Raw genomic sequence first — 26,773 nt, forward strand, 5'->3', positions numbered from 1 at the left:
GCTATGAAAGAATTATGTTTAGTAGTTTATGATGAAGATAAATTATATATAGAAGAGTTTATAAAGTTCTTCAATAAAAATTACAAAAATTATTTTAAAGTAATAGGAGTAACATCAAAAGAAAATTTATTAATTCTGATAAATGAAGGTAGAACTATAGATATATTAGTTATAAATGATGAGTTATTAAAAAATAATTATGAAGTAAGTATGATAAAACTTGTAATTACTTTATTGGAAAGAGATAAAAATAACGATATTGATAAAAGGATGATTTTTAAATATCAAAATGGACATACACTTTTCAATTTAATCACTAAGATTTATTCAACCTTTTATAGCAAAAAAGACTTTAATATGGATGAATTAAGAACTAAAGCTATTACATTCTTTTCTCCAATAGGAGGGATTGGTAAAACTACAATTTCATTATTATTTGCAATAAAACTTACAAAGGCAGGAAGAAAGGTTCTCTATTTATCCTTAGAACAAATATCATCACTTGGTGTATATTTAGACACTAGTGATAAAAATAACACTATAACTGATTTATTGTATTATTCATCAGAAGGCATAGAAATAGACAATGCTATACTACAAAAAACAATTAAAAAGGATAATATAACAAGTTTATATTATATAAATCCTGTAACTTCCACATTAGATTTTGAGGAGGTAAGTGGAAAGAGCTTAATTGTAATACTTGAATCTATAAGAAAAAATATGGATTTTGATTATATAGTTATTGATTCTGGTGCAAAGATGGATAGTTTAATTACAAGGCTTCAGGAATATTCAGATAAGTTTATTGGTCTAATAGACTCTTCACTAATAAGTATGACTAAGATGTCTAAATTATTAAAAGAGTTTATAAATCTAGATAAGGTATTGATATTAGTAAATAAATACAAACTATATAATAGGGAGCAACTAGGAGAACCCTTTGAAGAGGTTTATAAAAAAGTATATTCTTATATAAATTATGATAATGAATTAGAGACACAAAATCTTAACCTAAGTGTTTTACTTGAAGCAGAAGCTATTAATAACAAAGTTAATAGCTTTTTATATAAGCTTTTAAGAGAGGAGTGGAAGGATGAATAAAGGAATTGTTTTAGTACAAATAGGTGATGATGAAAAAGAGTATGAGCTAGAAATTCCTTTAGATTTTAAGGTTAAGGTCATAGGTAAGAGCATTTTGAAGGCCTTAGGTATGGAGAATAGGAAAGATATAAAGGGTTATTATATTAAAAGTGAAAATCCAACTTGTTTTTTAAAGGGTAATGATATCTTATCAGATTATGGTATTTCCTCTGGAAGTAAAATTTATTTAATATAGGATGTAAAGGAGGAAGGTATATGGGAGATAACAAATATAAAAATACAATATTAGTATTTAATGAGTATTTTTATAATGAAGTAGATCTAGATAGTTTAGGAAAAGATGAAATAATAATTAGTAACAGTAATTTATGCGATATTAAAGTGAAAATTATAGGCTATGAGTTTCAGATAGTATTAAAGAAGATACATAATTATTGGGTTATTACCCAATCAGATAAGGTCTTTTACGCTATTAATGGTATTAAAGTGCAACGTAAAAAGCTTACTCATGGTGATCAGATAAATATTATTGATTTAAAAGATAATGAAATATTTAAAATTAATTTTTTCTTAGACTTTTCTAGTGGAAAAGAAGATTATAGTAGAGCTTGGAACATTGAAAATATAAATGAAATAAAAATAGGAAGAGCTCAAAATAATGATATTGTAATTAATGACTCTCTTATTGATGATTACCATTGCAATATAAGCTTAAGTAACAGTAATAGAATATTAAGAGACTTAGGTTCTAGATATAATGTTTATATTAATGGTAGTAAGGTTATAGATAATAGTATTTTAAAGGATAATGATTTTATTATTTTATGTGGGTATAAGCTTTTATATAAAGAAGAGAAGATATTTTATCAAAAAACAAATGTTGAAATAAATAATAAGAAAGCTGAAATAGTTAAAAGCAAGGATAATGTCCTAGATTATCCAGAGTATATTAGAACACCTAGATTTATATGGAGGGTTCCAGAAGAGAAAGTAGAAATAGTTGCACCACCTAAAAAAGCAAAAAAGCCAGGAGTGGAAACCTTCTTAAATTTAATTTCCACCTTAGGAATGAGCATTATGATTCTTTTTATGCCCTTTGGAAATCCAATTTATAGAATAGGAATGTTAATAGTTACTGTTCTTACAACACTTATAATGTTTGGATATAACACTAAAAAGGCATCAAAGGAAATAAAAAATAGAAATTTAATGTACTTAGAATATCTAGATAAAAGAGAAAAGGAAATTAAAGCTTTATATGAAAGGCAAAAGGATGTATTAAATAAATTATATCCTTCCTTAGAAGAGGCATATGAAACAGTTAATAGTTTTGAACGTAGATTATGGGAGAAATCTAGTATAGATGAAGACTTTTTAAGGATATTTATAGGTAGAGGTGTAGTTGATATATCCTTTGAAATAGAAATTCCAAAGGAGGAGTTTGGTGAGAGGGAAGACGAGTTACTTTTAAAACCTAGAGAAATTAAAGAGAAATATTCAAAAATTGAGAATATGCCAATATTTATAGATTTAAAAAACAATTGTGGTATAGGCATTATAGGTGATACCAATAATGCTATAAACTTCTTAAAAAATATTGTCTTAGAAATTGCTGCATTTCATTATTATGAAGAGGTTAATTTTATTTGTCTTTGTGATGAAGAAAGTATGGAAGACTGGATGTGGATTAGGTGGTTACCTCATATTTGGAGTAAAGACAAACAAATAAGATTTATGGGAGTTGGAAAAAAATCTTGCCATAGTATTTTAGAAGTAGTTAATTCCATTGTGTCAAAAAGAGAAGAAAAGAATGCATTCAAGATTCCCCATTACATTATGATTATCACTAATCCTATATTGCTTGAAAGCGAGAGTATATCAAAGTATTTTGATAAGGAACAGGGAGAAGATTTAGGATTAACAACTATATATATATATAATAAGCTAGAGTTAATTCCAAAACAATGTACAAAGATTATAGAAATTAAGGATAGTAATTCAGGATCTTTAATTAACATAGCAGATAGCGGCAATAAAATTGAGTTTAGCTTTAATACATTAAATAGTGAATTATTTGATAATATATCTAGAAGGATGGGGCCAATTTATGTTAAGAAAAATTATTCTGAAAGTAGTTTGCCTAAGAAGATAACCTTATATGAATTATATAAGGTTAACAACGTAAGAGAATTAAACATAGGAAATAGATGGATAGAAAATGATGTAACAAAGTCTATTAACGCACCTTTAGGGGTTAATACTAGTGGCACTCTGATAAGTTTAAATCTTCATGAAAAAATTCATGGTCCTCATGGCCTAGTTGCAGGTACAACTGGTTCTGGTAAAAGTGAATTGCTACAAACTATTATTATTTCACTAGCAATAAATTATACACCTTATGATGTTTCATTTATATTAATAGATTATAAGGGTGGTGGAATGGCTAATCTTTTCTTAAAAATACCACATTTAATTGGAACAATAACTAATCTAGATGGGAATTTAGTTAATAGATCTCTTACTCTTATTAAAAGTGAACTAAAAAGAAGGCAAAAGATATTTGCTAATTTTGAAGTTAATCATATAGATCAATATAAGAAGCTGGAGAAAAAAGACAGCAATATGGAGCCTTTGCCTCATTTGATTATTATAGCAGATGAATTTGCAGAGCTTAAAAGTGATCAACCAGAATTTATGAAAGAATTAGTTTCAACAGCGAGAATTGGAAGAAGCCTTGGAGTTCACTTAATTCTTGCAACTCAAAAGCCTGCAGGAGTTGTAGACTCACAGATTTGGAGTAATTCTAAATTTAAATTATGTTTAAAGGTTCAGGATGCAAGTGATTCAAAGGAAATGCTAAAAAAACAAGATGCAGCATTCATTGTTGAACCTGGTAGGGGATATTTACAAGTTGGTAATGATGAATATTATGAATTAATTCAAACTGCATGGAGTGGGGCAGAAAAGTATATTGATGAGGATGCTACTTCCGAAGCCATTGAGATTTCACAAGTATCTATCGAAGGAGTTAGAAAGGCAATATATTCTTCAGATAAAGAGAATGAAGGTAAAGAAAAGATTACTCAGTTAGATGAAATAGTTAATTATATTCATGATTATAGTAAATATAGAGGATATAAATCTTGTGATAAATGCTGGACAGAGCCATTAGATAATTTAATAAATATTAATAAATTTATTAAAGAAAATGATTATTTCTATAATAATGAAAGCAGAAAATATAAGAAAGTAACACCAAGTGTTGGAGAAATTGATTTCCCTAATTTACTTAAGAAAGAAACCTTTAAGATTGATTTTCAAGAGGATGGAAATGTTTTATTAGTAGGTGGAAGTGGATATGGAAAGACCACCTTCTTACAAACTTTAACTCTAAGTTTAATTTCTGAATATAGGCCTGAGGAGGTAAATATTTATATTTTAGATTTTGCATCAAGAACATTAAAGGTACTTGAAGATGCACCACATGTAGGAGATGTAATATTTAGTGATGATTTAGAGAAATTTGCAAATTTATTTAAAATAATGAGAAAAGAAATTAGTAAGAGAAAGTTAATTTTCTCTGAGGTTGGTGCAAGTAATTTAATTAACTATATTGAAGCAACAGGCAAGGTAATACCACAAATTATTATCATGGTTGATAATTTTGCAGAACTTAAAGAAATTCATGAAGCATATATAGATGAATTGTTATTTTTATCAAGAGAAGGACAAGCATATGGAATTAATTTTGTAATAACTAATTCAAGTTCTAATGGATTATCATATAAAGTATCAAATAATTTTAAAACTAAAATGTGCCTAACTTGTACAGATAAGAGCGATTATAACTCTGTACTTGGTATAAATAGAGTATACCCAACTAAAGCCAAAGGTAGGGCATTAATCCTTTTAGATGATGCATATGAAGTGCAATTTGCTATATTTGGAGAAGCTCATAAGGAATTTGAAAGAAATCATGAAATTAGAGAATTTATATTTAAAATAAATAGTAATTATAACGGAGAAAAGGCAAAGAAAGTTATAACTATTCCTGAACAATTATCTCTTGATGAGGTAATAAAAGATTATAAATTAAATAATTTTAATACAGATATACCAGTCGGTTTTGATTGTGGTTCTCTTGATTATATAGGTATTTCACTGGAGAAATATTCAAGTTTTGCTATAATAGGAAATTCTAAATCTGGGAAGACAAATATGGTAAAAAATATAATTAGTATCCTTGGAAAAAAAGGTAATACTGAATTTTATATATTTGATAATTCAGATTCAGAATTAGAAACATATAAAAATGAAGCATATGTAAAGGGATATGCAAAAGATAAAGAAGAAGAACTTAGCATACTAAACATTATACTTGATGAAGGTGAAAGACGAAAAGAACTAGTTAAGAATGATAAAGAAATACTAAAAAAGTTACCATACATTGTAGTTATAATTGATGGATTAAGTGACTTTATAAATAATATAGATAGGAAAGCTATAGACTATGTAGAAGACATAGTGAAGGTGTACAATAACTATAATATTATTACTGTTGTAACAGGAACTGATAGTGAATTTAAGAATAATCTATATTCTACTAAATTTGTAAAGGCTATTAGAGAAATCCAGTGTGGATTAACCTTTGATTATTTTAATAATCAAACATATTTTAACAATGTTAAATTAAAATATGGAACAAAAGAAAGGGAGTTGAAAGCTGGAGAAGGTTATCTAATTTTAAGTAATATCATGTATAGTATCAAAACTCCTTTGAATTAAATATTTACATTAATGTTAAAATATGTTAATATATAATGGAGAGGGGTGTGAAAAATGGCAGGAAATATAAAATTTAGTCCTGAAGAAGGAAGACAAATGGCTAACGAAATTGACAGAAGTAAGTGTGAAATAGAGGATACAATAAATAGATTAACTAACTTAATCAATGGCGAATTATGTGCAAATTGGGAAGGTGCAGCTAGCGAGAAATATGAGGAACAATATAATATGTTAAAGGAACAAGTAATGAACAAGTTTATTACAATGTTAGGTGAACTTAATTTACAATTAAATTCTATAGTTGAAACCATGGAAGCTGCTGACCAAGAAATTGCAGATCAAATTAAAATGGTTTAGAAACATAAAGTAATGACAAACAACCTGTTTAGAAATAAACAGGTTGTTTTACTAAATAAATGATTGGAGGTAAATTAAGTGGAATTTTATTATGTAAATACAAATGACTATTATCATTATAAAAAGTTGTACAAAAAATATAAGAAAATTTATGAAAAGTTATCATCAAAATATAGTGAGTTAGTTAATACTATTGATAATATAAAAAACTATAGCAATGGAATAAACCACGTAACCTCATATGATATTGATATTTATGGAAAGCCTATTGATTTATTTAATGGAAAAAGTGAAAGATGTAAGGCAAAATTAACAAGCCAATATAATTATCTTTACTATTTTTTGAATTCTATATATAGAAATATGGTAAAGGCTGAAACCCTAAAAGATTCCTACTATTCTATGTATAAACATGAGGAAGCAAATCCTAAAAAAGTAGAAGGTAGGTGGTAATGATATGGACTATAAGTTAAGTAATGATATTAATTATAGCTTGTCAAAATTTAAAAATTCAATAGCTTCTTTAAAGGACAGTGCAGTACTTGTAGAAAAGGTAATAGAGTTACTAGAGGGAGATACATGGATATCTGAAAGTAAAAAATCATTACTAAATATATTATTGCTTTCTAGTGAGTTTCATAAAAAGTTGCTTGATGTTTTAAGAGATAATTTCACTGTAGTAAATGAATTAGTAAATAATTCAGATGAATTTATGGATACTTGTCCTATCATTAAGAACTTGGAGGATTAGAAAGTGCTAAAAGCTAATGAAATATATTTATTAAATGAGGCTTTAGACAGCAAAGATATATATGGAATAAATAAGCAAACTGCCTTAGAACAAGAAATACATTCTAAAAATAAAGCTATAGATACATTAAAAAAGAAAAAAATTATTAATGACGATAATAGTATGAATGAAGTTTCATATCATATTATACGAAATCTTGATATCTTTAAAAAAGCTAATAGTTACATATGGCTAAATGATATCTTATTATCTTTAGATAATACACAGTATATGGTTTTTTTAAAAAAAGATAGTGAAGAAGATGAGTTTGAATTTAAGAAAATAATTAAAGCAGATTTAATGTATTGTTTATTAAAAGAATATAGTTTTCTATGTAAGGGGCAAGAAAAAGTCAGTGAGAAAAAGTTAAAACTCTCTTCAGATGAATTTGTAAAAGAGTATATAATAGATAAGGATTATGATGATTTAATAATTATTAGAAAAGAAGAAAATAAAAGAATTAATTATACTAGTGCTTATATAACTTACTATTTGCATGAAAATATATTATATAAATATGATGCATTAAAGGAAGAATTATATGAGATAAGTCCAATAAATTCAAGACTTGAAATAGCAAAAATATTTAATATAGAGGTAAAAAATGAGTGATTTAATAAAAATACCATTAAATGATTTTATGCCACAATTACTCTTAGATCTAACAAAAATATATGAGAATGTAAAAGAAGCTAGCGAAGATTATGAGGAGATTTCTAAGATATTATTAGCTGATGGAAACTATATTGGAAAGGGACAAGAATTTATAGAAGGTGCTAATGGTTCTACAATGGAATACTTTAATAAATTACTTCAATTTTACTCCATATCAATAACTTATTTAGCCAATGTCATTCAGGAAGAAGGCTTATTAGATAAAAAAATAGCATTGATATTAAACGACTTTATAGAAAGTAACTTATCTTAAGGGGGAAATGGAGTGGCTGATTTTTCCTTTAAAGAGGAGTCAATAAAAGCAAAAGCTAATATAGTCTCATCAGCTATGGAAAAAGCATTAGAGGAAATACAGAAAGCAGAAAGGTGCATAAAAAAATGCATAGATATTATAAGTGATGGAGATGAACTTGAAGAACTAGATTTTCCATCACAAAATAGCTTCTATGAGGAGATAGAAGAGGATATATACAAGATAAAGAGATTTGGAGATCTTTGTTGTAGTTATGATAGAGAAGTTGACAAGCCTTTTGCAGATTCATATGAAAGACTTTTAGAAAAAGTTAGCCAGATAAAAACAGAAGATATAAAAATAAAAAATAATATAGGTGTAACTGAAAAAGAAATATATTTTATAAATTCAAGTACAGTAGAACAAAGAGATAAAATAAAGGAAGAAATAAGCTTTGAGGATGTCTTGGGATATGGAGACATAGGAAAGCTAATAAAAGCAAACTATGAAATTTATTTAGAGCAAGTAGGAAGCGAGACAGGTTATATAACACTTGATGATTATATAAGCTCCATGGTAAAGGCTGGAGAATTTAACTATAAGATAATACCAGAATGGCAAGAATACTTATCTTTAGTAATAGACTGCGTACCAATAATCGGAGATGGAAAAGGAATATTAGAAAGTATTATAGGAGTAGACTTAATAACAGGAAGGGAATTAAGCTCCTTAGAAAGAGGGCTGAGTTTATTATCAGTAATCCCATTAATAGGAGACTATGCAGTAATAGTAAAGGGTGCACAAAAAGTTGTAGTGAAAGAGATTGCACAAAGTAGCATTAAAGGGCTTACAGGAGTTGGCTTAAAAAAATATGCTATTAAGGAAGGAAGTAAGTATGCATTAAAGGCATTTAATAAGGAGTTTTTGATAAACTCTCTTACTATGGTAGGTAGTAATGCATTAACGGGATTTGGAGTATCACCAGTAGCTTGTCTTTTCTTGTACCAAGGTGGTAGAATAACATTAAAGAACTGGAAGAAATTTAAAGAGGTTTTTGGTAATACTACGGGGGCTAGTAAAGCTGATAATCTATGGATAAAGTCTACATGTAATAATGATGAGTTATATAACTATTTATTAAAGAATGTAAATGAAGATGTGGCAAATAAATTTTTAAAAGAGGGCAAATGGCCAGATGGTATTCAAATACCAAAGAATTCATCAGTAGTGAATCCTGATGGCTCAATTAATTGGAGTAAAGCTGCCGAAGGAGGATATACATTAAGTGCTGATGGAACTGCAATAAAACAGCAGTTTAACCCGCAGGTTGGAGAAGTAATTGATAGATATGGTAATGCCAATGGTAGATATACATCTCCTATAATTAATGGAGATGCGTATTCGTATACAGAACGTTCATTACCATATGTAGAAGACTTATCTAATTATCATCAATATGAGGTGGTGGGAGATTTTACGAAAATCAAAGAGTATGTTGATAAATGTACAGATATAAAGTTAAAAACTGAGATTGAAACTACAGTAAGAAAATATTATAAAGGTGACTATAGCAGACTTGCATCATATAAAGGAAATGCGGCAGCAGTTGAAGGTTGGGGAAAAGGAGGAGCCATTCAATATGAATTTAGTCTTACTGTTAAACAATTAGAGGGATTAGGTCTACTTAAGGAAATTAAATAGGAGGATAAAACATGAATATAAAAGAGGCAATAAAAATTATACATGAGGAGAAATTACAAGATTATAATATGAATGAAGAAAGGGATAATAGAGAAAATGAAGTTGTGTTAAGGCATGAGAATGATAAATGGATTGTTTATGTAACAGATGAAAGAGCTAGCAAGATTACAAATTCACAAGATACGTATTCAGATGAGGAAGAAGCATTAGATGATTTTATTGATAGATTAAGAGCTGATAAAATTTTAAGAGAAATGTAAAGTTAACACTGTAAAATATAGTATGAGATGAATGCATAATAAGTTTATTAGGTCTAGTTTATGAAAATCAATAAAATAGTCAGATAAACAGACTACATAAATCAAATAATGCAGTGAATAGGGGGCAAAGGGGGAAGAGTGGAGGATAAAATTGAAAAGTAAGTTCTAGTTGATGAAACTAAAAATACTTTCTAAAATCTTTACCACCTATTCCCCTTTTCAACCTAAAGTAAAAGAAAATATCGTTGTAACTAAAATGTCGATACTACAATAGTGTCGATATTTTTTACATTGAATTAGTTTGAGAGTAAGGGATAGATAAAAAGTTAAATAGTAGATACACTACTAATAGGAGCAAGTAAAACAAGTGGTGTAAGAACGCCGTAATCTGAAAGCTAAGGAAATCTTTAGCTCAATAATTCCACTTAAAAGTTAATGGAATTAAGAACATAATATATGTAGTGGAAAAGATAGAAAAGGAAACACACTACTCATATGCATTCGTAGGTGTAAGCTCGACTAGCTAAATATAAAATTTAGAGTCTCACTTAAAAATGAAAAGAATTAAAGAGATGAAACATATAAATAATGGAACTTGGAAATAGGAACTCGGGACTAGGAAAGAGCAACTGGGGGATAGGGGGGCAGAAGAACCTAAAGAAAAATAAGAATTGAAATAGATAAAAAATCTATTTCAATAAAAATAAATGAAGATATAAGAAGTTGAAGAAAAGATAAATAATAATTAATTAGAATAAAGAATTGATAAGAAATAATTGAGTAATAGAAATAATAACTAATCAGATAAGAACTAAAGTAATACTCAATGAAGAAACTATAATAAATAATCAATCAATAAATAATAAAATAATAAAATCATCAAATTGAATAGATAACTGAAAATACAATACATCAATCAAGATAAATATATCAAAAAGCAACGATAAGGTAGTTGAAAACAGAGATCTCATAGAATGTGAATAAGAATACCGTCATGAAATGAAGCAGGAGCTAACTTGCATTGGATACCAGGTGGGCTTACTGATGGATGAACACCAGAGGCGATAATTAATAAAATACCTAATAATGATGATTATATTAAGATATCATTTATCAATTATAGGAGTGATATAAATGGATATAAAGCAAAAATTGTTAAGAGCAATAGAGAATAATAAGGTTATAGATTTTTTAGAAGGAAAAGGTCAGTATAAAATTGAGTTTCATCAATGGGTTAGTTCAAATGCTCCTACAGATATAACTCAGATTATGACTCAAGGAATATATAAGTTATATATTGAAAGACCTGATATGAATATTGATAAAGTTTTAGAAAATAAATTATTAGAAATGATGAATTTAAATGAATTTCATGTATATATTGTATTGCAAATAATATATTTTCAGTTAATAAGAGAACAGCGAGGAGACTCGCCATTTAGATTAGATATGGAGAAGTTATTAAAGAAAAATAGAGAAGCATTAATAAAGAATAAAGAAAATATGAAACAATACAAAGAATGGGGAGGAGAAGGAAAAGAAAATGGATTATGGGATGAGGTAGTTCGAATTGATACTTTATGTAAAAGAAAATGGAATATTTCAATTCTATAACGTTATTAAAGATGATGCATATTTTATATTAAAATATACTGCATAAAAAGGATATATTATAAAATATAATAAAGTTAATATAAATTATTACCATTACTCATTGCATAATTGTAATAATGCACTTAAGGTAATGAGTCAATTGAAATAGATTGGCTCATTATTTTTAGATTAAGATAAGAGTAGGTCATTACATAATGCTAAATATGAAAATAGAGAAAGTGACATGATAAAATAGTGGTAAGTGCTGAAAACACTAGCTTGAGATAAGCTCTTTAAGAAAGACAGACTCTGCCCCAAGGGGGTTAGTAAAGCTGATATATAAAAAGATGTGGGGTTAGATAAAATAAAAGCAGATGAAATAGTATCTATACCTAAAGGTAGTAGACCAAACCCGGATGCATATCTGAGTAAAGAATACATTGATATGCATTTATCTCAGTTTGATGATGGACTGTCCGTTATTCAGACAGAATGGGCATATGGAAGGTATTCAGAAACAAATGGTTTTGTAGGAGTTCCAGATGATAATACCTTATTTGTATTGCCTAAAAAATATTGTGATGAAGTAGTTTCTAGAGCAAATGGTAATATATCAGTTATTGAAAAGGAACTTGGTTTCCCAAATGAATATTTTAGTGATGGTGGTGGATTGGTAAGAATTGATGTTGACGATGTTACTGGATTTAACTTAAGACTTCCAAGCGGAAATGAAACAGGGGCTAATTCATTATGGATTCCAGGAGGATATACATCTGGAAATATACCAGAGGCAATTTCTGATATAATACCATTGAATAAAACAACAATAAGTAGAGTTAATGTAGATTAGGAGAAAAGAAAAATATGAATTATAATGATTTGATAAGTAGAGCAATTCAAAATGACGAAATTGAAAATCTGTTATGTGGGAAAAAACCATATGAAGTAGAAGTATCGAGGTTTACATCAGATGTATTTCCTACAGATATCAATTCAGTTTTAGTAAATTGTTTTTATAAGCAATATAAAAATATAGAAAAAATAAATGAATTATTTGAAAATAGTTTGCAACATATGTTAAAAGATAATGCGTGTAATGTTTATATAGCTATTTTATATTTTGATGCATGCATTTTTCAGGAGGAAATTAGAAAAGCAACATTTTTTATCAATAAAGAAATCTTAGAAAGAAATATAAAAGAAGCAGTTGATAAAAATAAAGATGAGTTATCCCAAGGGGTAATCTTTGAAAATGGGATGAAAAAAAGTAATCCTTTAAAAAACATTGAGAATTTTAGCAAGTATTACGAAAAAAAGTATAAATTTAGTATTGTTTAAATTATGCTTATAAATTAAGAATTAGTAATAGAGTGATTTAACCCATCTAAAAGATAATAACAATTATTTAAAGGTAAATGCATAACTTAAAGTAAAATAACTGTATAAATATAATAAAGTGAAAATTATAATAAAATCAACAAGTGTAGTTTAATATTGCAATTCATAATATTAATAATGTAGTTAAGTAATTAAAAGGTTAATGTTTCAGTAGTAGGAGCATTAACCTTTTTTTCTTATACTGATAAAAGTAAATATATAATGCAGAGTGTAGAAATAAAAGAAGTAGCATGATAAAATAAGGTTAATAGATTGAAGGAAATTAATGTTAAAAATCTAACTACATAACATTAAAAATGATAAGTGATTAAAAGTAGTTAAAAAATAGTATGAAGGTTTGAAAATACTAGGCTGATAGAAAAGACAGACTCTGCCCCAAGGGGGTTAGTAAAGCTGAGATAAATACAGCTGAAAGTATAAAGAATATTATTAATAGTAAAGGATATTCAGTGGATGAATTCGCTAAATTATTGCATCCTGATAGAATATTAACTGATTCAGAGAAATTGTTAGTGGATTCTATAAGAAAAGATATAGAAATACCATCAGCAGATGCATTAATGTGTAAAACAATACCTCAAAGTGATATATATAAGTATCTATATAATGAATATGAGGGAGTAAGAGGTTTCACAGCTGTAGAAGAACATAGGGCTAATTTAAAAACTCTACTTGATAAATATAATGACGCAAGATTAGATTACAATAATACAGCATTTAAGACGACAACTGGTGTTGATGGTATTTCACAGTCTGTTGGATTACCAGATAAATTTTATGGGACAATAGAATATAAAGTTAACGATGTAGATAAAATATCTATCCCAGACTGGAAACCTAAAGCTGATGATTATCCTTATACAGGAAAAGCATTTACAGGTAGTACTGATGTTGTTTTACCTGAATATTTTCAAGATACTAGAAAATTTGTGGATGGAGATATTATTAAGATTATAGATAGTAATACAGGGAAAGTTGTACAACAATTTATTTATGACATAGATACAGATATAAAGTGGGTTATGATAGGAGGAAATTAAAGTGATATATGCTATTTATAAAAATAAAATATATTTAGCCAACGTTAGACAATCAAAAGTTAGATTAAAAACAAGAGTTGCTGAACTAGGATTTAATGAATTGGTTGACTTAGCTGGCAATGTTCATAAAGATATATTTATAAAAGAAGTGGATATGAATGATGTGGATATCATATATGAGGTAGAGTATAGGGTTCTATATAGAGGAAATGAATACAAGTGTTTAAAAGTTGCTAAGGAAACAGTAGATATAAACTATATAACTATATTTACGAGTGATTCTGATATTGCTAACAAGTGTGGATTTATAAAAAAGGAGCAATTTATTTTTGATAAAGATGTATCTTTAGATGAAATAGATGCATTAATTGAAATAAAGAAGCCTATATTAAAATTTAGTCACTTAAAAGAGCAAAAAATAAAGATAGATGAAAAGAATATTAGAGATTATCTATCAAATATTATTGAATAGTAACTGCAAAATAATATTATAATTGAATTCATAATAAGGATAAACAAACAATGGTTATATTTTATAATATATTATGAAAAAAATTACTGCATAATATTAATAATGAAGTTAAGGAAGTTAAAAGGTTAATGTTTCAGTAAATGTAGCATTAGCCTTTTTTCTTGTAATGCTGAATGTAGAAATAAAAGAAGTAGCGTGATAAAATAAGGTTAACAGTTAAGGGGAATTAAGGTTAAAAAGCAACAAATGGTGGTAAGGGTTGAAAACACACAACTTTACCACTAAAAATGAAAAGACAGACTCTGCCCCAAGGTGGTAGGAGTAGCTGCCGCTTTTAAAAAGAAGATAAGCCAAATGTCGCAAAATGACCGTGTATCAGCGGTAAGGACTGAAGTAAATCCATTAATACACCATGAATATGGATTAATATAAGATTAGTCAAATATATTTATGGTACTTCATTATGACGAAGCATTTAAAAATAAGAGTGTAGATACTAGATGAAATTTTGAAGTAACCACAAAAAAGGTGATTAAATAATGTATTGCGTAATACAAAAAATAGATACATTAGTTGAAGAAATAGAAAAAGAGTACAAGAAAACAGATGAATATATAACTCACGAGAAACATAGAAAGATAATCAATAAATACTTAGAGCATAAAGCGGATTTTGAGAAGATATATGGACAAAACTCTTATGATAAATGCTATGATATAGTGTGAAACACTTAGGAATAAGGAGATGCTAGAGAATATAAAAAATCAATATGAAGCATCTAAAGAGTGGGAACGTAGTTATTATGAAAATTTTAAAGGTAACTACAATAATTATGATTTATATGGTAGTTATCAGAGTAATAAAAATAGTAACCACAATGAGGAAGATAAAAGTAAATATAAGAAACTATATAAGACTTTAGCAAAGGCATACCACACGGATATAGTAAAAGATGAAGCGGAAAAGAAGAACTTTATTTTAGAAATTGAAAATGCTATAAGTTTAATTAAGCCAAAAGTAGGTGAAAATTATTTAATTGAGAATTGCAATGAAAAAAGAAAATTTAACAATGCAGTTAAAGAAGTTAAAAAGGTTAATGTTTCAATAGTGGAGCATTAATCTTTTTTTCTTGCAATGATAAAAGTGAATATATAATGCCGAATATAGAAATAAAAGAAGTATCATAATAAAATAAGATTAACAGGTTTAAGGAAATTAATGTTAATAATCTAACTGCATAACACTAAAAATGGTAAATAATTAAAAGTAGTTAAAAAATAGTATAAGGCATTGAAAATACTAGTTTGATAGAAAATACAGACTCCGCCACAGGGTAGTAAGTAAACCTCTATTTATGCGAGAATATTGTCTCGAAATAAGAGGTATTAAACAATAAAAATAGAGTAAATAACTTAAGGTATCTAAAAATGCTTAATAAATTTAAATTTTAGGATATAGCACTAATAACAAAAGTTAAATATAATATATTATTAGTAATTAAATAGGAGTTTTATTATGGAAAGTCCCTAAATTAACGCCTTTAGTAATATTTATAATTTGTTCAGCAATAAATGATAATTTAAACTATATTGAATATTTAATTATTAGATATAGAAAAAGAGTAGATAAACAAATATATAACATAAATAGTAATGATAAAGTTTGTAAAGTAAATAAAAATATAAAAGAATTATTTAAAGATTTATTTAAATAACCTAAAAAAAGACCTTAAAGTGTTAATTCAGCACTAAGGTCTTTTTTATGTTTAGAATATATAACAGATAAATTAAAGAAATTTATAGTAAAAGCTAAAAGTGATAAATTGTACAAAATAAACTAATATAAAATGTGCAAATTAACAATTATATTAAAATAGCAATTTTGTTATATTTTTTGATGTTATAGTACAAGAAATGGTAATACTTTTATTTTATAATTACATTATCATATATTAATTAATAAGTTTTAAATATCTTAAAAAAATTTAATTATATAAGAATAGAGGGTGGATATATGTTTGGTAAATTATTAAATTACGAAGTAAATAATAAAGAAATTACAATAAAATATGAAAATAGTGAAGCAGTAATAACAATTATTAATGATGAAGTTATTAATTTCTTTGTACCATTGCATAGAAAAGAGAGAAATTCAAAAGCAGTTGAAAAATTAATATTAGGAAATTCTAGTTTTTCAATAGAAAAAACTGAAAGCAGTTTAAATATAGAAACAGCAAAACTTAAAATTAATATTGGTGATGAATTTAAAGTTGATATTTTTGATAAGAATGAAAAGGTTTTATGCAGGGACTATAGAGATGAAAGATTACCTTTCAAAAGAAGAGGAAATGGTCTTGAACTTGCAGCAGAAGAAGGACATGTTTTAGATGGACATCAGGACTTTAAAGTTTATGTCTCAAAAGTTATGGAAGAAGATATGTATTTCTATGGATTAGGAGAAAGAACAGGCGCTTTAAATAAAAAGGGATATCATTATAGAAATTGGAATACAGACGATCCTAGTCCACATGGGGAGACATTCCAACAATTATATAAATCAATTCCATTTTTAATATCAATAAAAGATGAAGAAGCTTTTGGAATATTTTTTGATAATCATTTTGAAAGTCATTTTGATATGGGAAAGGAAAATTCTGATTATTATTACTTTGGAGCCGTTGATGGTAATTTAGACTACTATTTTATTTATGGACCATCAGTAAAGAATGTTGTAAATGAATATACAAATCTTACTGGTAAGACACCTCTTCCTCAACTTTGGACATTAGGTTACCAACAATGCAGATGGTCATATGCACCTCAGGAAAGAGTTATGGAAATAGCAAAAGCTTTTAGAGAAAAAAATATTCCATGTGATACAATCTATTTAGATATAGATTATATGGATGATTTTAGAGTATTTACTTGGGATAAGAAGAAATTTAAAGATCCGAAAGCATTTACTGATGAACTAAAAGAAATGGGCTTTAAAGTTGTAACAATAATTGATCCAGGAGTAAAGATAGATAAGGGATATAATATATATGATGAAGGAATAAAGAATGAGTATTTTGCTAAGGACAAAGATGGAATAGTATATAAAAATAGAGTTTGGCCTGGCGATTCAGTTTACCCTAACTTTATGAGTTCTAAAGTTAGAAGCTGGTGGGCAGAAAATCAAAAAATTATGATAGATTCAGGAGTATCTGGAATATGGAATGATATGAATGAACCTGCAAGTTTTAATGGACCTTTACCTGATGACGTTATGTTTGATGAAGATGGTCTAGAAGTTCCACATAAGGAAATTCATAATATATATGGTCATATGATGAGTAGAGCTACTTATGAAGGAATAAAGAATACTACTAATAAAAGACCATTTGTAGTAACAAGAGCATGTTATGCAGGAACACAAAAATACTCAACTATTTGGACTGGAGATAACCAAAGTACATGGGAACATTTAAGAATGTCAATTCCAATGCTTATGAACTTAGGATTAAGTGGACTTAGCTTTTGTGGAACTGATGTTGGAGGATTTGGTCATGATTGTACAGGTGAGCTTTTAAGTAGATGGGTACAAGTTGGAGCATTTACACCACTATTTAGAAATCATGCTGCAATGGGAACTAGGGACCAAGAACCATGGACATTTAATAAAGAAACTGAGGATATAAATAGAAAATATATCAAGCTTCGTTATAAGTTACTTCCATATTTATATGATTTAATGTGGAAATGTGAAAATACTGGAGCACCAATTATAAGACCATTATTATTTAATTATCAAAATGACAAAAATACTTATGAAATAAATGATGAATTCCTTTATGGAGATAGTATATTAGTTGCTCCTATTGTTGAACAAGGCATGAGACAAAAACTTGTATATTTACCTAAGGGAAACAAATGGATAGATTTTTGGACTGGAGAAGAACATAATGGTGGAAAGTATATAATAAAGGATGCACCGTTAGATACTTGTCCTATATTCATAAAAGAAGCTTCAATAATACCTATGGCTATAGAGCAAAATTATATTGGTGAAAAAGAAAATAATGAATTAATTTTAAATATTTATTTAGACAATGATATTGAAGAGTTTAAATACACTCATCACCTTGATGATGGCGAAAGTTTTAATTATAAAGAAGGAATATACAATGAGTATGAAATAGTTGTATCAAATAGAGAAGAAGTTAATATTACTTTTACTACCAAAAGAAATAATTACAGTAAGAAATACTCAAAGGTAAAGTTTATAATAAACAACTTAAATAATAAAAATATTATTTTAAATGGAGAAAAAGCAGTTTTATCTAATAATACAATAGAATTAAATATTTAAAATACAAATGCTAGTAGTATATAAAAATCTACTAGCATTTACTCTTCAATTTACATAGAATTTATTAAAATAACGTTATTTAATGAATTCAACTACATCTTCAAAGGATCTTCTTGTTTTAGGGGTAGGATTTTCATTTCTATATCCAAGTGCTAACATACAGGATAAATTAAAATGATCAGTATCTAAAATATTCTTTTCAGATAGTATTTTAGTTACAGCTTCAGAATCAAAACTGCCTATAGCACAAGAGTCAATTCCAAGTAAAGAAGATGTAGTTAACATTGTTCCAAGAGCAATATACGTTTGTTCTCTTGAATAATGGTTTATTTCGTTCTTATTATTTTTAAATCTAGTTTCATTTACGTTCTTTATCATATTTAGCCTTGTATCCACAGCTTCTTTTGGGAACCCCTTATCTTCACTAAATAATTTTTTAAAATATTTAGAATCGAAATTTAAATCATCAGCAGTTCTATTTAGAATTAAAATTAAATGACTGCAAGTTGGTAATTGTTTCTTTCCACCAAATGTAAGGCTAGCTAATTCATCTTTCAAAGCTTCATTGGTAATAACTAAGAACTTCCATGGTTCTATTCCTATTGAACTAGGAGATAATCTGCCACTTTCTAAAATTAACCTTAAATCCTCATCCTTAATCTTTTTATTTTTATCAAATTCTTTACAGGCATATCTAAAATTTAATGCATTTAAAATTTCATTATTTTTCATATTAATAGCTCCTTTATAATTCATTTTTCTACGATTTACAAGTAGAATTATAATGTATGTTTTTTACTAGTATAGTAAAAAACATACATTTAAACAAGTGGGAAAATTTTCTTTAGTTGCTTATAAAAATGTAAGTAATGGAGGAGTTTTTTATTAAAGATATTATATTATTATATAAAAGTTGACATAGAAAATAAAAAGAGATATTATATAAACAAATTAATTGTATAAAATTAAATTTAACAAAATATAAATTTGAAATTAATGGAGGAATAATTATGGATTTTTATGATTTTAGCGCAAAAGATATTAATGGACATGAAATAAATATGAATGAATATAAGGGGAAAGTATTATTAGTAGTTAATACTGCAAGTAAATGTGGATTTACACCTCAATTAAAAGATTTAGAAGAACTTTATAAAGAGTATAAGAGTATAGGATTAGAAATATTAGGTTTTCCATGTAATCAATTTTTAAATCAAGAGCCAGGAAACAATAGTGAAGTTAAAAATTTCTGCGAAATTAATTATGGTGTTACATTTAATATGTTTGAAAAGATAGATGTTAATGGAAATAATGCTCATCCTATATTTAAATATTTAAAAAGTAAGGAAAAAGGTATTTTAACTAGTGAAATAAAATGGAACTTTACTAAGTTTTTAATTGATAAAGAAGGAAATGTGGTAAAAAGGTATTCTCCAACAACAGCACCTTCTAAGATAAGAACTGATATTGAAAAATTAATAGCTAAATAAATAAGTTTATTAATAGCTTTTAATATTGACATAAGAGCTTTTAAAATGTAAAATCATTTTAAATTTAATAAAATTAAATTTGATAAATTTATTTTATGTAGGTGAAGTTTATGAATAATTATAATTATCTAAAATTAGATAATCAAATATGCTTTTCTTTGTATGCAGCATCAAGAGAAATAATAAAATTATATAAGCCAATATTAGATGAATTTAATCTTACTTATACTCAATACATAACAATGCTTGTATTATGGGAAGAGGAAAAAGCTACAGTAAAGCATCTTGGTAATAGATTACATTTAGATTCTGGAACATTAACTCCACTTCTTAAGAAATTGGAGGGGATGGATCTTATAAAAAGATATAGAGATAAAAAAGATGATAGAGTAGTTATAGCTGAATTAACTGAAAAGGGAAAAGAACTTAATGAAAAAGTTAAAGATGTTCCAAGTAGAGTATTTTGTAATATTAAAATAACAGAAGAAAAAGCTATAGAATTAAAAAGAAGCTTAGATGAAGTTCTAAAAAATTTAAAATAATTATAAAAAGTATCAGTTGTGGAGTGATTTACAAATTATTCTAACGATGATACTTTTTAAATATTAATACTGATAAAATAATATAAGACTTTATATAAATATATTGACAGCATAAACTAAAAGTATTAGTATTTAAATGTAAGTAATCGATTTAAGTGAATATTGATTGTTACTGATTCGATCAGGCGAGACCTTAAATAATTAAAAAGAGATTATATAGATCACTTTTTATTAGTTGAGGTTTTTATTATTTATAATATAAACTAATAAAAAATGTAATGCACTTATTAGAGTATAAAATAAAAGAATGAGAGGGCAAGCATGATAATAAAAAAAATATTTAATAATAATGCGGTAGTAGCAAAAGATTCATCTAACCGTGAAATAGTTGTTATGGGCTGTGGAATTGCATTCAAAAAGAGTGTAGGTGAATATTTAGATGATAATAAAATAGAAAAAACTTTCATTTTAAAAGAAAAGCAAGCTTCAGAAAAATTTAAATTATTATTAGAAGATATTCCAAGCGAGCAAGTTTCTCTTTGCTATGACATTATTGAATATGCTAGAAACATATTAGGTACTAATTTAAATGATTACATATATGTTACCCTTACAGATCATATAAGTAATGCTTTAAAATTAGAAAAAGAAGGATTAAACCGTTCAAATGCATTAATTTGGGAAATAAAAAAGTTTTATCCTAAAGAGTTTGCTGTAGGTATAAAGGCTATTGAATTTATAGAAATTGAACTTGGTGTTAGATTACCCGAAGATGAAGCTGGAAATATTGCACTCCATTTAATAAATGCTCAAATAAATAAGTCATATAACAATGTTGAAAATGTGGCTAAACAAACTAAGATGGTGAAAGATATACTAAACATTGTTAAATATTCAAATAATGTTAACCTTGATGAAGGGTCTTTAAGTTATGAGAGATTTGTAACTCATTTACGATTTTTCTTCCAAAGGTTAAATAAAAATGAAAAAATTGAAACTGAAAATGATGACTTTTTATTAGAACAAGTTAAAGGAAAGTATAAAGATGCTTATAATTGTATGTTAAAAATAGAAAAATATCTTAACAAGGATTTATCTAGTGAAGAACAGTTATATTTAACTTTGCATGTACAAAGACTTACACATAAATAACTTAATATGGATTGTTACTGGTAATGCAGGCGAGACCGAATTAGATAGAATAAATTTATATTCTTTTGGTTTGGCCTTGCTTTTTTATATATAGAATAAGATAGAGGAGAGATTTAGCATGAAGTATGAAAATTTAGCAAAAGATATACTAAAAAATGTCGGCGGAAAAGAAAACGTTAATAGCGTAACTCATTGTATTACACGTTTACGCTTTAAGTTAAAGGATGAGAAAAAAGCAAATACAGATATTTTAAAGAATATGGACGGTGTAGTAACTGTAATTCAAAGTGGTGGTCAATATCAAGTTGTTATTGGTAACCATGTGCCTGATGTATTTAATGATGTACTTGAAGTTGGAGGATTACAAAATTTAGCAAGTTCTGGTTCAGAGGAATCAGAAGAAAAAATGAGTCTTTTTAATAAATTTATAGATATTATTTCTGGGATTTTTGCACCAACACTTGGAGTTTTAGCAGCAACTGGTATGCTAAAAGGATTTAATGCATTATTTTTAGCATTAGGATGGTTAACACCAGAATCAGGAACTTATCAAATTATACAGGCTATTGGGGATTCATTATTTTATTTCTTCCCAATATTCTTAGGATATAATGCTTCTAAGAAATTTAAAACAAGTACTTATTTAGGAATGTTAATTGGAGCTGCATTAGTATATCCAAGTATTTTAGGATTAATGAATGGTACTCCATTATATACTCTATTCCAAGGAACTATGTTTGAATCACCAGTTCATATTACTTTCTTAGGTATTCCAGTAATATTAATGAATTATACATCAAGCGTAATTCCAATAATAGTTGCAACATACTTTGGTGGAAAGATTGAAAAGGGATTCAAAAAAATAATTCCAGATGTTGTAAAAACATTCTTAGTACCATTATTCACTTTATTAGTAATAGTACCATTAACATTTATTGTAATTGGACCAATAACAACATGGTTAAGTAAAATGGTAGGAACAGGATCACTTTCTCTTTATAACTTCTCACCAGCAATAGCAGGTTTATTATTAGGTGCATTCTGGCAAGTATTTGTAATCTTTGGATTGCATTGGGGATTAATACCAGTAACTTTATTAAACATGGCAACTATGGGATACGATTCAGTATTAGCAGGAATGTTTGCAGCATCATTTGCACAAACAGCTGTTGTAATAGCTATATTTATTAAGACAAAAGATAAGAAGTTAAAATCATTATCAATACCTGCGATTATATCAGGAATCTTTGGAGTAACAGAACCAGCAATTTATGGTATTACACTGCCAAGAGTTAAAACCTTTGTAATAAGCTGTATTGGAGGAGCAATTGGTGGAGCAATTATTGGATTTACAGGAGTTAAACAATATGTAATGGGAGGACTTGGATCTTTCGGATTCTTTAACTTTATAAACCCAGCAAATGGTGATACTAGCGGAGTGATTAATGCATTAATTGCAGTAGCAATAGCTATGGTGGTAAGTTTTGTTTTAACTATAATTGTATATAAAGATGAAGAAGTTAAAGAAACAGTTAAAGAAAGCAAGAGTGAAGAACTAATAAATAAAGAGGTTATTGCTAGTCCATTAGCAGGTAAAATAGTACCATTACATAATGTAAAAGATGAAGCTTTTGCACAAGGTGCTTTAGGTAAAGGAATTGCAGTATTACCTTCAGAAGGTAAAATAGTTTCACCAGTAGATGGTGTATTAATAACTCTATTTCCAACTTATCATGCAATGGGAATTAAATCAAATTCAGGTGCTGAAATATTAATTCATGTAGGAATGGATACAGTAAAATTAGATGGCAAATATTTTGTACCTAAAGCTCAGCAAGGAGATGTTATTAAAAAAGGTCAAGTATTATTAGAATTTAACATAAAGGCAATAAAAGAAGAAGGCTTTGATATTGTTACTCCAATAATCGTAACTAATTCAAATGATTATCTAGATGTAATAGAAACAAAAGAAAAAGACATTGCTTTTGAAGAAGATTTATTAAATGTAGTAATTTAAGAAGATTAAATATAGTAATCTCATTCCTCTGATTAAGATAAAGGAAGGAGATTAATATTAAAGGAAAGTGAGGAAATAATATGAGTTTTAAAGAAGGCTTTTTATGGGGTGGTGCAGTAGCAGCAAACCAATGTGAAGGAGCTTATAACGTAAATGAGAAAGGGCTTAGCACAGCTGATGTTGCTACAGCAGGAGCATTAAATAAGCAAAGACAATATACAGATGGTATAGTAGAAGGAGAATATTATCCTTCTCATGAAGCTATAGATTTTTATCATAGATATAAAGAAGACATTGCTATGTTTGGAGAAATGGGATTTAAGTGTTTCAGAACATCAATAAACTGGACTAGAATATTCCCAAATGGAGATGAAACAGAACCAAATGAAGAAGGGTTAAAATTCTATGATAATCTTTTTGACGAATGTTTAAAATATGGAATTGAGCCTGTGGTTACTATTTCACACTATGAAATGCCATATGCTTTAGTTGAAAAATATGGAGCATGGAGAGATAGAAAACTAGTAGATTTTTATGTAAACTACTGTAATACTATATTTAACAGATATAAAAATAAAGTAAAGTATTGGATGACATTTAATGAAATTAATGTTATAGCATTACATCCTTTTATACCAGCTGGAATTAAATTTAAAGAAGGCGAAAATAAAATGGAAGTTTGCTATCAAGCTGCTCATCATCAATTAGTAGCAAGTGCTAAAGCTGTTAAATTAGGTCATGAAATTAATCCTGACTTCAAAATAGGATGTATGGTACTTTTCCCACAAGCTTATGCAAAAACATGTAATCCAGACGATGTACAACTTACAAATGACTTTATGTATGGAACTTATTATTTTGCTGATGTACATGCAAGAGGATATTATTCAAATAAAGCTAAGAAATTCTTAGAAAGAAATAAGGTAAAGCTTAAGATTGAAGAAGGAGACGATGAAATCTTAAGAGAAGGAAAGGTTGACTATATAGGATTTAGTTACTATATGACATTAGTTCAATCTTCTGATAAAAATGAAGAAGATATAAAAGGAAATATGCTAGGTGGAGTTAAAAATCCTTATTTAGAAGCATCAGATTGGGGATGGCAAATTGATCCTAAAGGATTTAGAATTGCTTTAAATAATTTATATGATCGTTATCAAATTCCACTATTCTGCGTAGAAAATGGATTAGGTGCTGTAGATGAAGTAGAGGAAGATGGATCAATTAATGACGATTATAGAATAGAGTATTTAAGAAAACATATAGAAGAAATGAAAAAAGCTGTTGAAATAGATGGTGTTGATTTAATGGGATATACTCCTTGGGGATGCATTGATTTAATTAGTGCTGGAACAGGGGAGATGAAAAAGAGATACGGATTTATTTATGTAGATAAAGATAATGATGGAAATGGTACACTAGAAAGAAAGAAGAAAAAGAGTTTTGACTGGTATAAAAATGTTATAAAAACTAATGGGGAAAATTTATATTAAAGTAGTACTGAATATATTGATTTAGGTAATGATGGATTTAATGAATAGAGTTAAATGAGTATCAATAAATATACAAATTCTATTAAGAGTTAGCAAGTAAGTTTAAATTCTTACTTGCTATATTTATTTCTGAGAAAAGTTTTCACATTACTAAATATAAGTGGATTTATATATTAAAATTTTAAGATATTATATAATTAATATATATTCTAAAATTAAGATTATTTTATATAATAAAATAAATTCTAATGCAAAATGGAGGTTTTTATGGACACTTTTATATATGAGAAAGTAAATTTAAATAACAATTTACCTGCAATGATAGCATATGTAGGAGAAGAGAATATTGATATAAAAAAACATTACTATATAGCCCCTCATTGGCATAGAAGCATTGAAATGACATTAGTTACAAAAGGTGAAATAAGGGTGCTTATTAATAATAAAAGTATAACTGTTAAAAGTGGAAATTTTATTTTGGTAAATAGCGGAGAGGTTCATGAACTTGAAAAATATCCAGATGAAACAGGTGGAGCAGTTATTTTAATTTTATCATATGATTTTATAAAAAAAATATATCCTAATATTGATAATGTTCAATTAGACATTAATATTTCTAATTATAAAAAAGATAGATTACTAGAGATATTTTTAGAAATGAAAGATTTTTTTTTGAATCCAATGGAATTAGATTATATTAAGATAAATGCCTATATTCATGAGATTCTATATATTTTATTATCTAATTATATGATTCCTAAAATTGAAGATTATAAGAAGGACTATTTTAAATATAAAGAAAGACAAAAGGAAATTTTAACATATATTAATGATAATTATAGAGAAGATTTAACTTTGGATAATATATCTAAACATTTCTATATGAGCAATGAATATTTTTCAAGAAAATTTCACCAGTGGTTTGGTATTACTTATAAATTATATTTAAGCAACTTTAGAACTTATAAAGCATATGAAGATATCATAAATACTGATAATAATATTCAAGATATTGCAATTTCTCATGGGTTTTCAAATGTTAAGTCTTTTATAAGTTTATTTAAACAAAAGTATAACATGACTCCATTTAAATATCGTCAGTATTTTAATGAATCAAAAAGTGACAATAAAATGGACAAAAAACAACAACAATAATTCAATAAAAGATGATAACATTTAAATAGAAAGATAAATGCGCATAGTTCAATATAAATGAAGTATGCGTTTATTTTTACAATTTTATGAAAACGCTTTAATTTATTATAAAATATATAAACTTAAAGTTTAATATTTTAAATTTATGTGTTTAAAAAAGAGGTGGA

The 26,773-nt window shown here is 27.0% G+C and carries 25 protein-coding genes; 24 read left to right on the plus strand and 1 reads right to left on the minus strand.

Annotation, left to right across the window (positions count from 1 at the left end):
• Positions 1 to 3 precede the first annotated feature (3 nt).
• From ACH36K_RS10600 to ACH36K_RS10685, 18 genes are all read left to right on the plus strand, one after another.
• Positions 4 to 1,104: an AAA family ATPase gene (locus tag ACH36K_RS10600; protein ID WP_411167597.1), complete on the plus strand. Its 1,101-nt coding sequence runs from the start codon at positions 4 to 6 to the stop codon at positions 1,102 to 1,104.
• Complete coding sequence (locus ACH36K_RS10605) at positions 1,097 to 1,339, plus strand: EsaB/YukD family protein (RefSeq protein WP_411167598.1); 243 nt, start codon at positions 1,097 to 1,099, stop codon at positions 1,337 to 1,339. Before ACH36K_RS10600 ends, ACH36K_RS10605 begins: the two co-directional genes overlap by 8 nt.
• 20 nt (positions 1,340 to 1,359) lie before the next feature.
• The gene (gene essC, locus ACH36K_RS10610; protein ID WP_411167599.1) at positions 1,360 to 5,889 is read left to right on the plus strand and encodes a type VII secretion protein EssC; all 4,530 of its coding nucleotides are present in this window, start codon (positions 1,360 to 1,362) and stop codon (positions 5,887 to 5,889) included.
• A 54-nt stretch (positions 5,890 to 5,943) separates the two neighbouring features.
• The gene (locus ACH36K_RS10615) at positions 5,944 to 6,246 is read left to right on the plus strand and encodes a WXG100 family type VII secretion target (protein WP_411167600.1); all 303 of its coding nucleotides are present in this window, start codon (positions 5,944 to 5,946) and stop codon (positions 6,244 to 6,246) included.
• A gap of 78 nt (positions 6,247 to 6,324) precedes the next feature.
• Positions 6,325 to 6,699: a hypothetical protein gene (locus tag ACH36K_RS10620; protein ID WP_411167601.1), complete on the plus strand. Its 375-nt coding sequence runs from the start codon at positions 6,325 to 6,327 to the stop codon at positions 6,697 to 6,699.
• A 4-nt stretch (positions 6,700 to 6,703) separates the two neighbouring features.
• On the plus strand, positions 6,704 to 6,997 hold the full coding sequence (locus ACH36K_RS10625) for a hypothetical protein (RefSeq protein WP_411167602.1): 294 nt from the start codon (positions 6,704 to 6,706) through the stop codon (positions 6,995 to 6,997).
• Between the two features lie 3 nt (positions 6,998 to 7,000).
• Complete coding sequence (locus ACH36K_RS10630; RefSeq protein WP_411167603.1) at positions 7,001 to 7,648, plus strand: DUF5081 family protein; 648 nt, start codon at positions 7,001 to 7,003, stop codon at positions 7,646 to 7,648.
• Positions 7,641 to 7,964 (plus strand): hypothetical protein, encoded by a 324-nt coding sequence (locus tag ACH36K_RS10635; RefSeq protein ID WP_411167604.1) that lies wholly within the window; start codon positions 7,641 to 7,643, stop codon positions 7,962 to 7,964. The genes ACH36K_RS10630 and ACH36K_RS10635 overlap by 8 nt, the downstream gene beginning before the upstream one ends.
• Before the next feature lie 12 nt (positions 7,965 to 7,976).
• Positions 7,977 to 9,644: a pre-toxin TG domain-containing protein gene (locus ACH36K_RS10640; RefSeq protein WP_411167605.1), complete on the plus strand. Its 1,668-nt coding sequence runs from the start codon at positions 7,977 to 7,979 to the stop codon at positions 9,642 to 9,644.
• Positions 9,645 to 9,655: 11 nt separating this feature from the next.
• Positions 9,656 to 9,904 carry an Imm59 family immunity protein gene (locus tag ACH36K_RS10645; protein WP_411167606.1) on the plus strand — a complete coding sequence of 83 codons (249 nt, stop codon included), beginning with the start codon at positions 9,656 to 9,658 and terminating at the stop codon, positions 9,902 to 9,904.
• A 1,134-nt stretch (positions 9,905 to 11,038) separates the two neighbouring features.
• Entirely contained in the window at positions 11,039 to 11,518 is a 480-nt protein-coding gene (locus tag ACH36K_RS10650; RefSeq protein ID WP_411167607.1) for a hypothetical protein, read from the plus strand.
• 328 nt (positions 11,519 to 11,846) lie between these two features.
• Positions 11,847 to 12,347, plus strand: coding sequence for a hypothetical protein (locus tag ACH36K_RS10655; RefSeq protein WP_411167608.1), 501 nt, complete (start codon positions 11,847 to 11,849; stop codon positions 12,345 to 12,347).
• A gap of 14 nt (positions 12,348 to 12,361) precedes the next feature.
• On the plus strand, positions 12,362 to 12,835 hold the full coding sequence (locus tag ACH36K_RS10660) for a hypothetical protein (RefSeq protein ID WP_411167609.1): 474 nt from the start codon (positions 12,362 to 12,364) through the stop codon (positions 12,833 to 12,835).
• A 509-nt stretch (positions 12,836 to 13,344) separates the two neighbouring features.
• Complete coding sequence (locus ACH36K_RS10665; RefSeq protein WP_411167610.1) at positions 13,345 to 13,935, plus strand: hypothetical protein; 591 nt, start codon at positions 13,345 to 13,347, stop codon at positions 13,933 to 13,935.
• A gap of 1 nt (position 13,936) precedes the next feature.
• Entirely contained in the window at positions 13,937 to 14,407 is a 471-nt protein-coding gene (locus ACH36K_RS10670; protein ID WP_411167611.1) for a hypothetical protein, read from the plus strand.
• A 539-nt stretch (positions 14,408 to 14,946) separates the two neighbouring features.
• Entirely contained in the window at positions 14,947 to 15,132 is a 186-nt protein-coding gene (locus ACH36K_RS10675) for a hypothetical protein (RefSeq protein ID WP_411167612.1), read from the plus strand.
• A gap of 19 nt (positions 15,133 to 15,151) precedes the next feature.
• Complete coding sequence (locus tag ACH36K_RS10680) at positions 15,152 to 15,526, plus strand: hypothetical protein (RefSeq protein ID WP_322382329.1); 375 nt, start codon at positions 15,152 to 15,154, stop codon at positions 15,524 to 15,526.
• Between the two features lie 894 nt (positions 15,527 to 16,420).
• On the plus strand, positions 16,421 to 18,757 hold the full coding sequence (locus ACH36K_RS10685; protein WP_411167613.1) for a glycoside hydrolase family 31 protein: 2,337 nt from the start codon (positions 16,421 to 16,423) through the stop codon (positions 18,755 to 18,757).
• Positions 18,758 to 18,832: 75 nt separating this feature from the next.
• Here the strand turns inward: ACH36K_RS10685 and ACH36K_RS10690 are convergent, their stop codons facing one another.
• Positions 18,833 to 19,489, minus strand: coding sequence for an NAD(P)H-dependent oxidoreductase (locus tag ACH36K_RS10690; RefSeq protein ID WP_411167614.1), 657 nt, complete (start codon positions 19,487 to 19,489; stop codon positions 18,833 to 18,835).
• A 278-nt stretch (positions 19,490 to 19,767) separates the two neighbouring features.
• On the opposite strand from ACH36K_RS10690, the gene ACH36K_RS10695 reads away from it, so the two are divergent.
• The 6 genes from ACH36K_RS10695 to ACH36K_RS10720 all read left to right on the plus strand — a co-directional run bounded on the left by ACH36K_RS10695 (position 19,768) and on the right by ACH36K_RS10720 (position 26,606).
• Positions 19,768 to 20,247, plus strand: a complete 480-nt coding sequence (locus ACH36K_RS10695) for a glutathione peroxidase (protein ID WP_411167615.1) — start codon at positions 19,768 to 19,770, stop codon at positions 20,245 to 20,247.
• Positions 20,248 to 20,357: 110 nt separating this feature from the next.
• The gene (locus ACH36K_RS10700) at positions 20,358 to 20,789 is read left to right on the plus strand and encodes a MarR family winged helix-turn-helix transcriptional regulator (protein WP_411167616.1); all 432 of its coding nucleotides are present in this window, start codon (positions 20,358 to 20,360) and stop codon (positions 20,787 to 20,789) included.
• Positions 20,790 to 21,110: 321 nt separating this feature from the next.
• The gene (licT, locus tag ACH36K_RS10705; protein ID WP_411167617.1) at positions 21,111 to 21,941 is read left to right on the plus strand and encodes a BglG family transcription antiterminator LicT; all 831 of its coding nucleotides are present in this window, start codon (positions 21,111 to 21,113) and stop codon (positions 21,939 to 21,941) included.
• 118 nt (positions 21,942 to 22,059) lie between these two features.
• Positions 22,060 to 23,958 (plus strand): beta-glucoside-specific PTS transporter subunit IIABC, encoded by a 1,899-nt coding sequence (locus ACH36K_RS10710; protein WP_411167618.1) that lies wholly within the window; start codon positions 22,060 to 22,062, stop codon positions 23,956 to 23,958.
• 80 nt (positions 23,959 to 24,038) lie between these two features.
• Entirely contained in the window at positions 24,039 to 25,451 is a 1,413-nt protein-coding gene (locus ACH36K_RS10715) for a 6-phospho-beta-glucosidase (protein WP_411167619.1), read from the plus strand.
• 267 nt (positions 25,452 to 25,718) lie between these two features.
• Complete coding sequence (locus tag ACH36K_RS10720; RefSeq protein WP_411167620.1) at positions 25,719 to 26,606, plus strand: helix-turn-helix domain-containing protein; 888 nt, start codon at positions 25,719 to 25,721, stop codon at positions 26,604 to 26,606.
• Positions 26,607 to 26,773 lie beyond the last annotated feature (167 nt).

The organism is Clostridium sp. MB05, assembly GCF_046581255.1.
Classification (GTDB): domain Bacteria; phylum Bacillota; class Clostridia; order Clostridiales; family Clostridiaceae; genus Clostridium.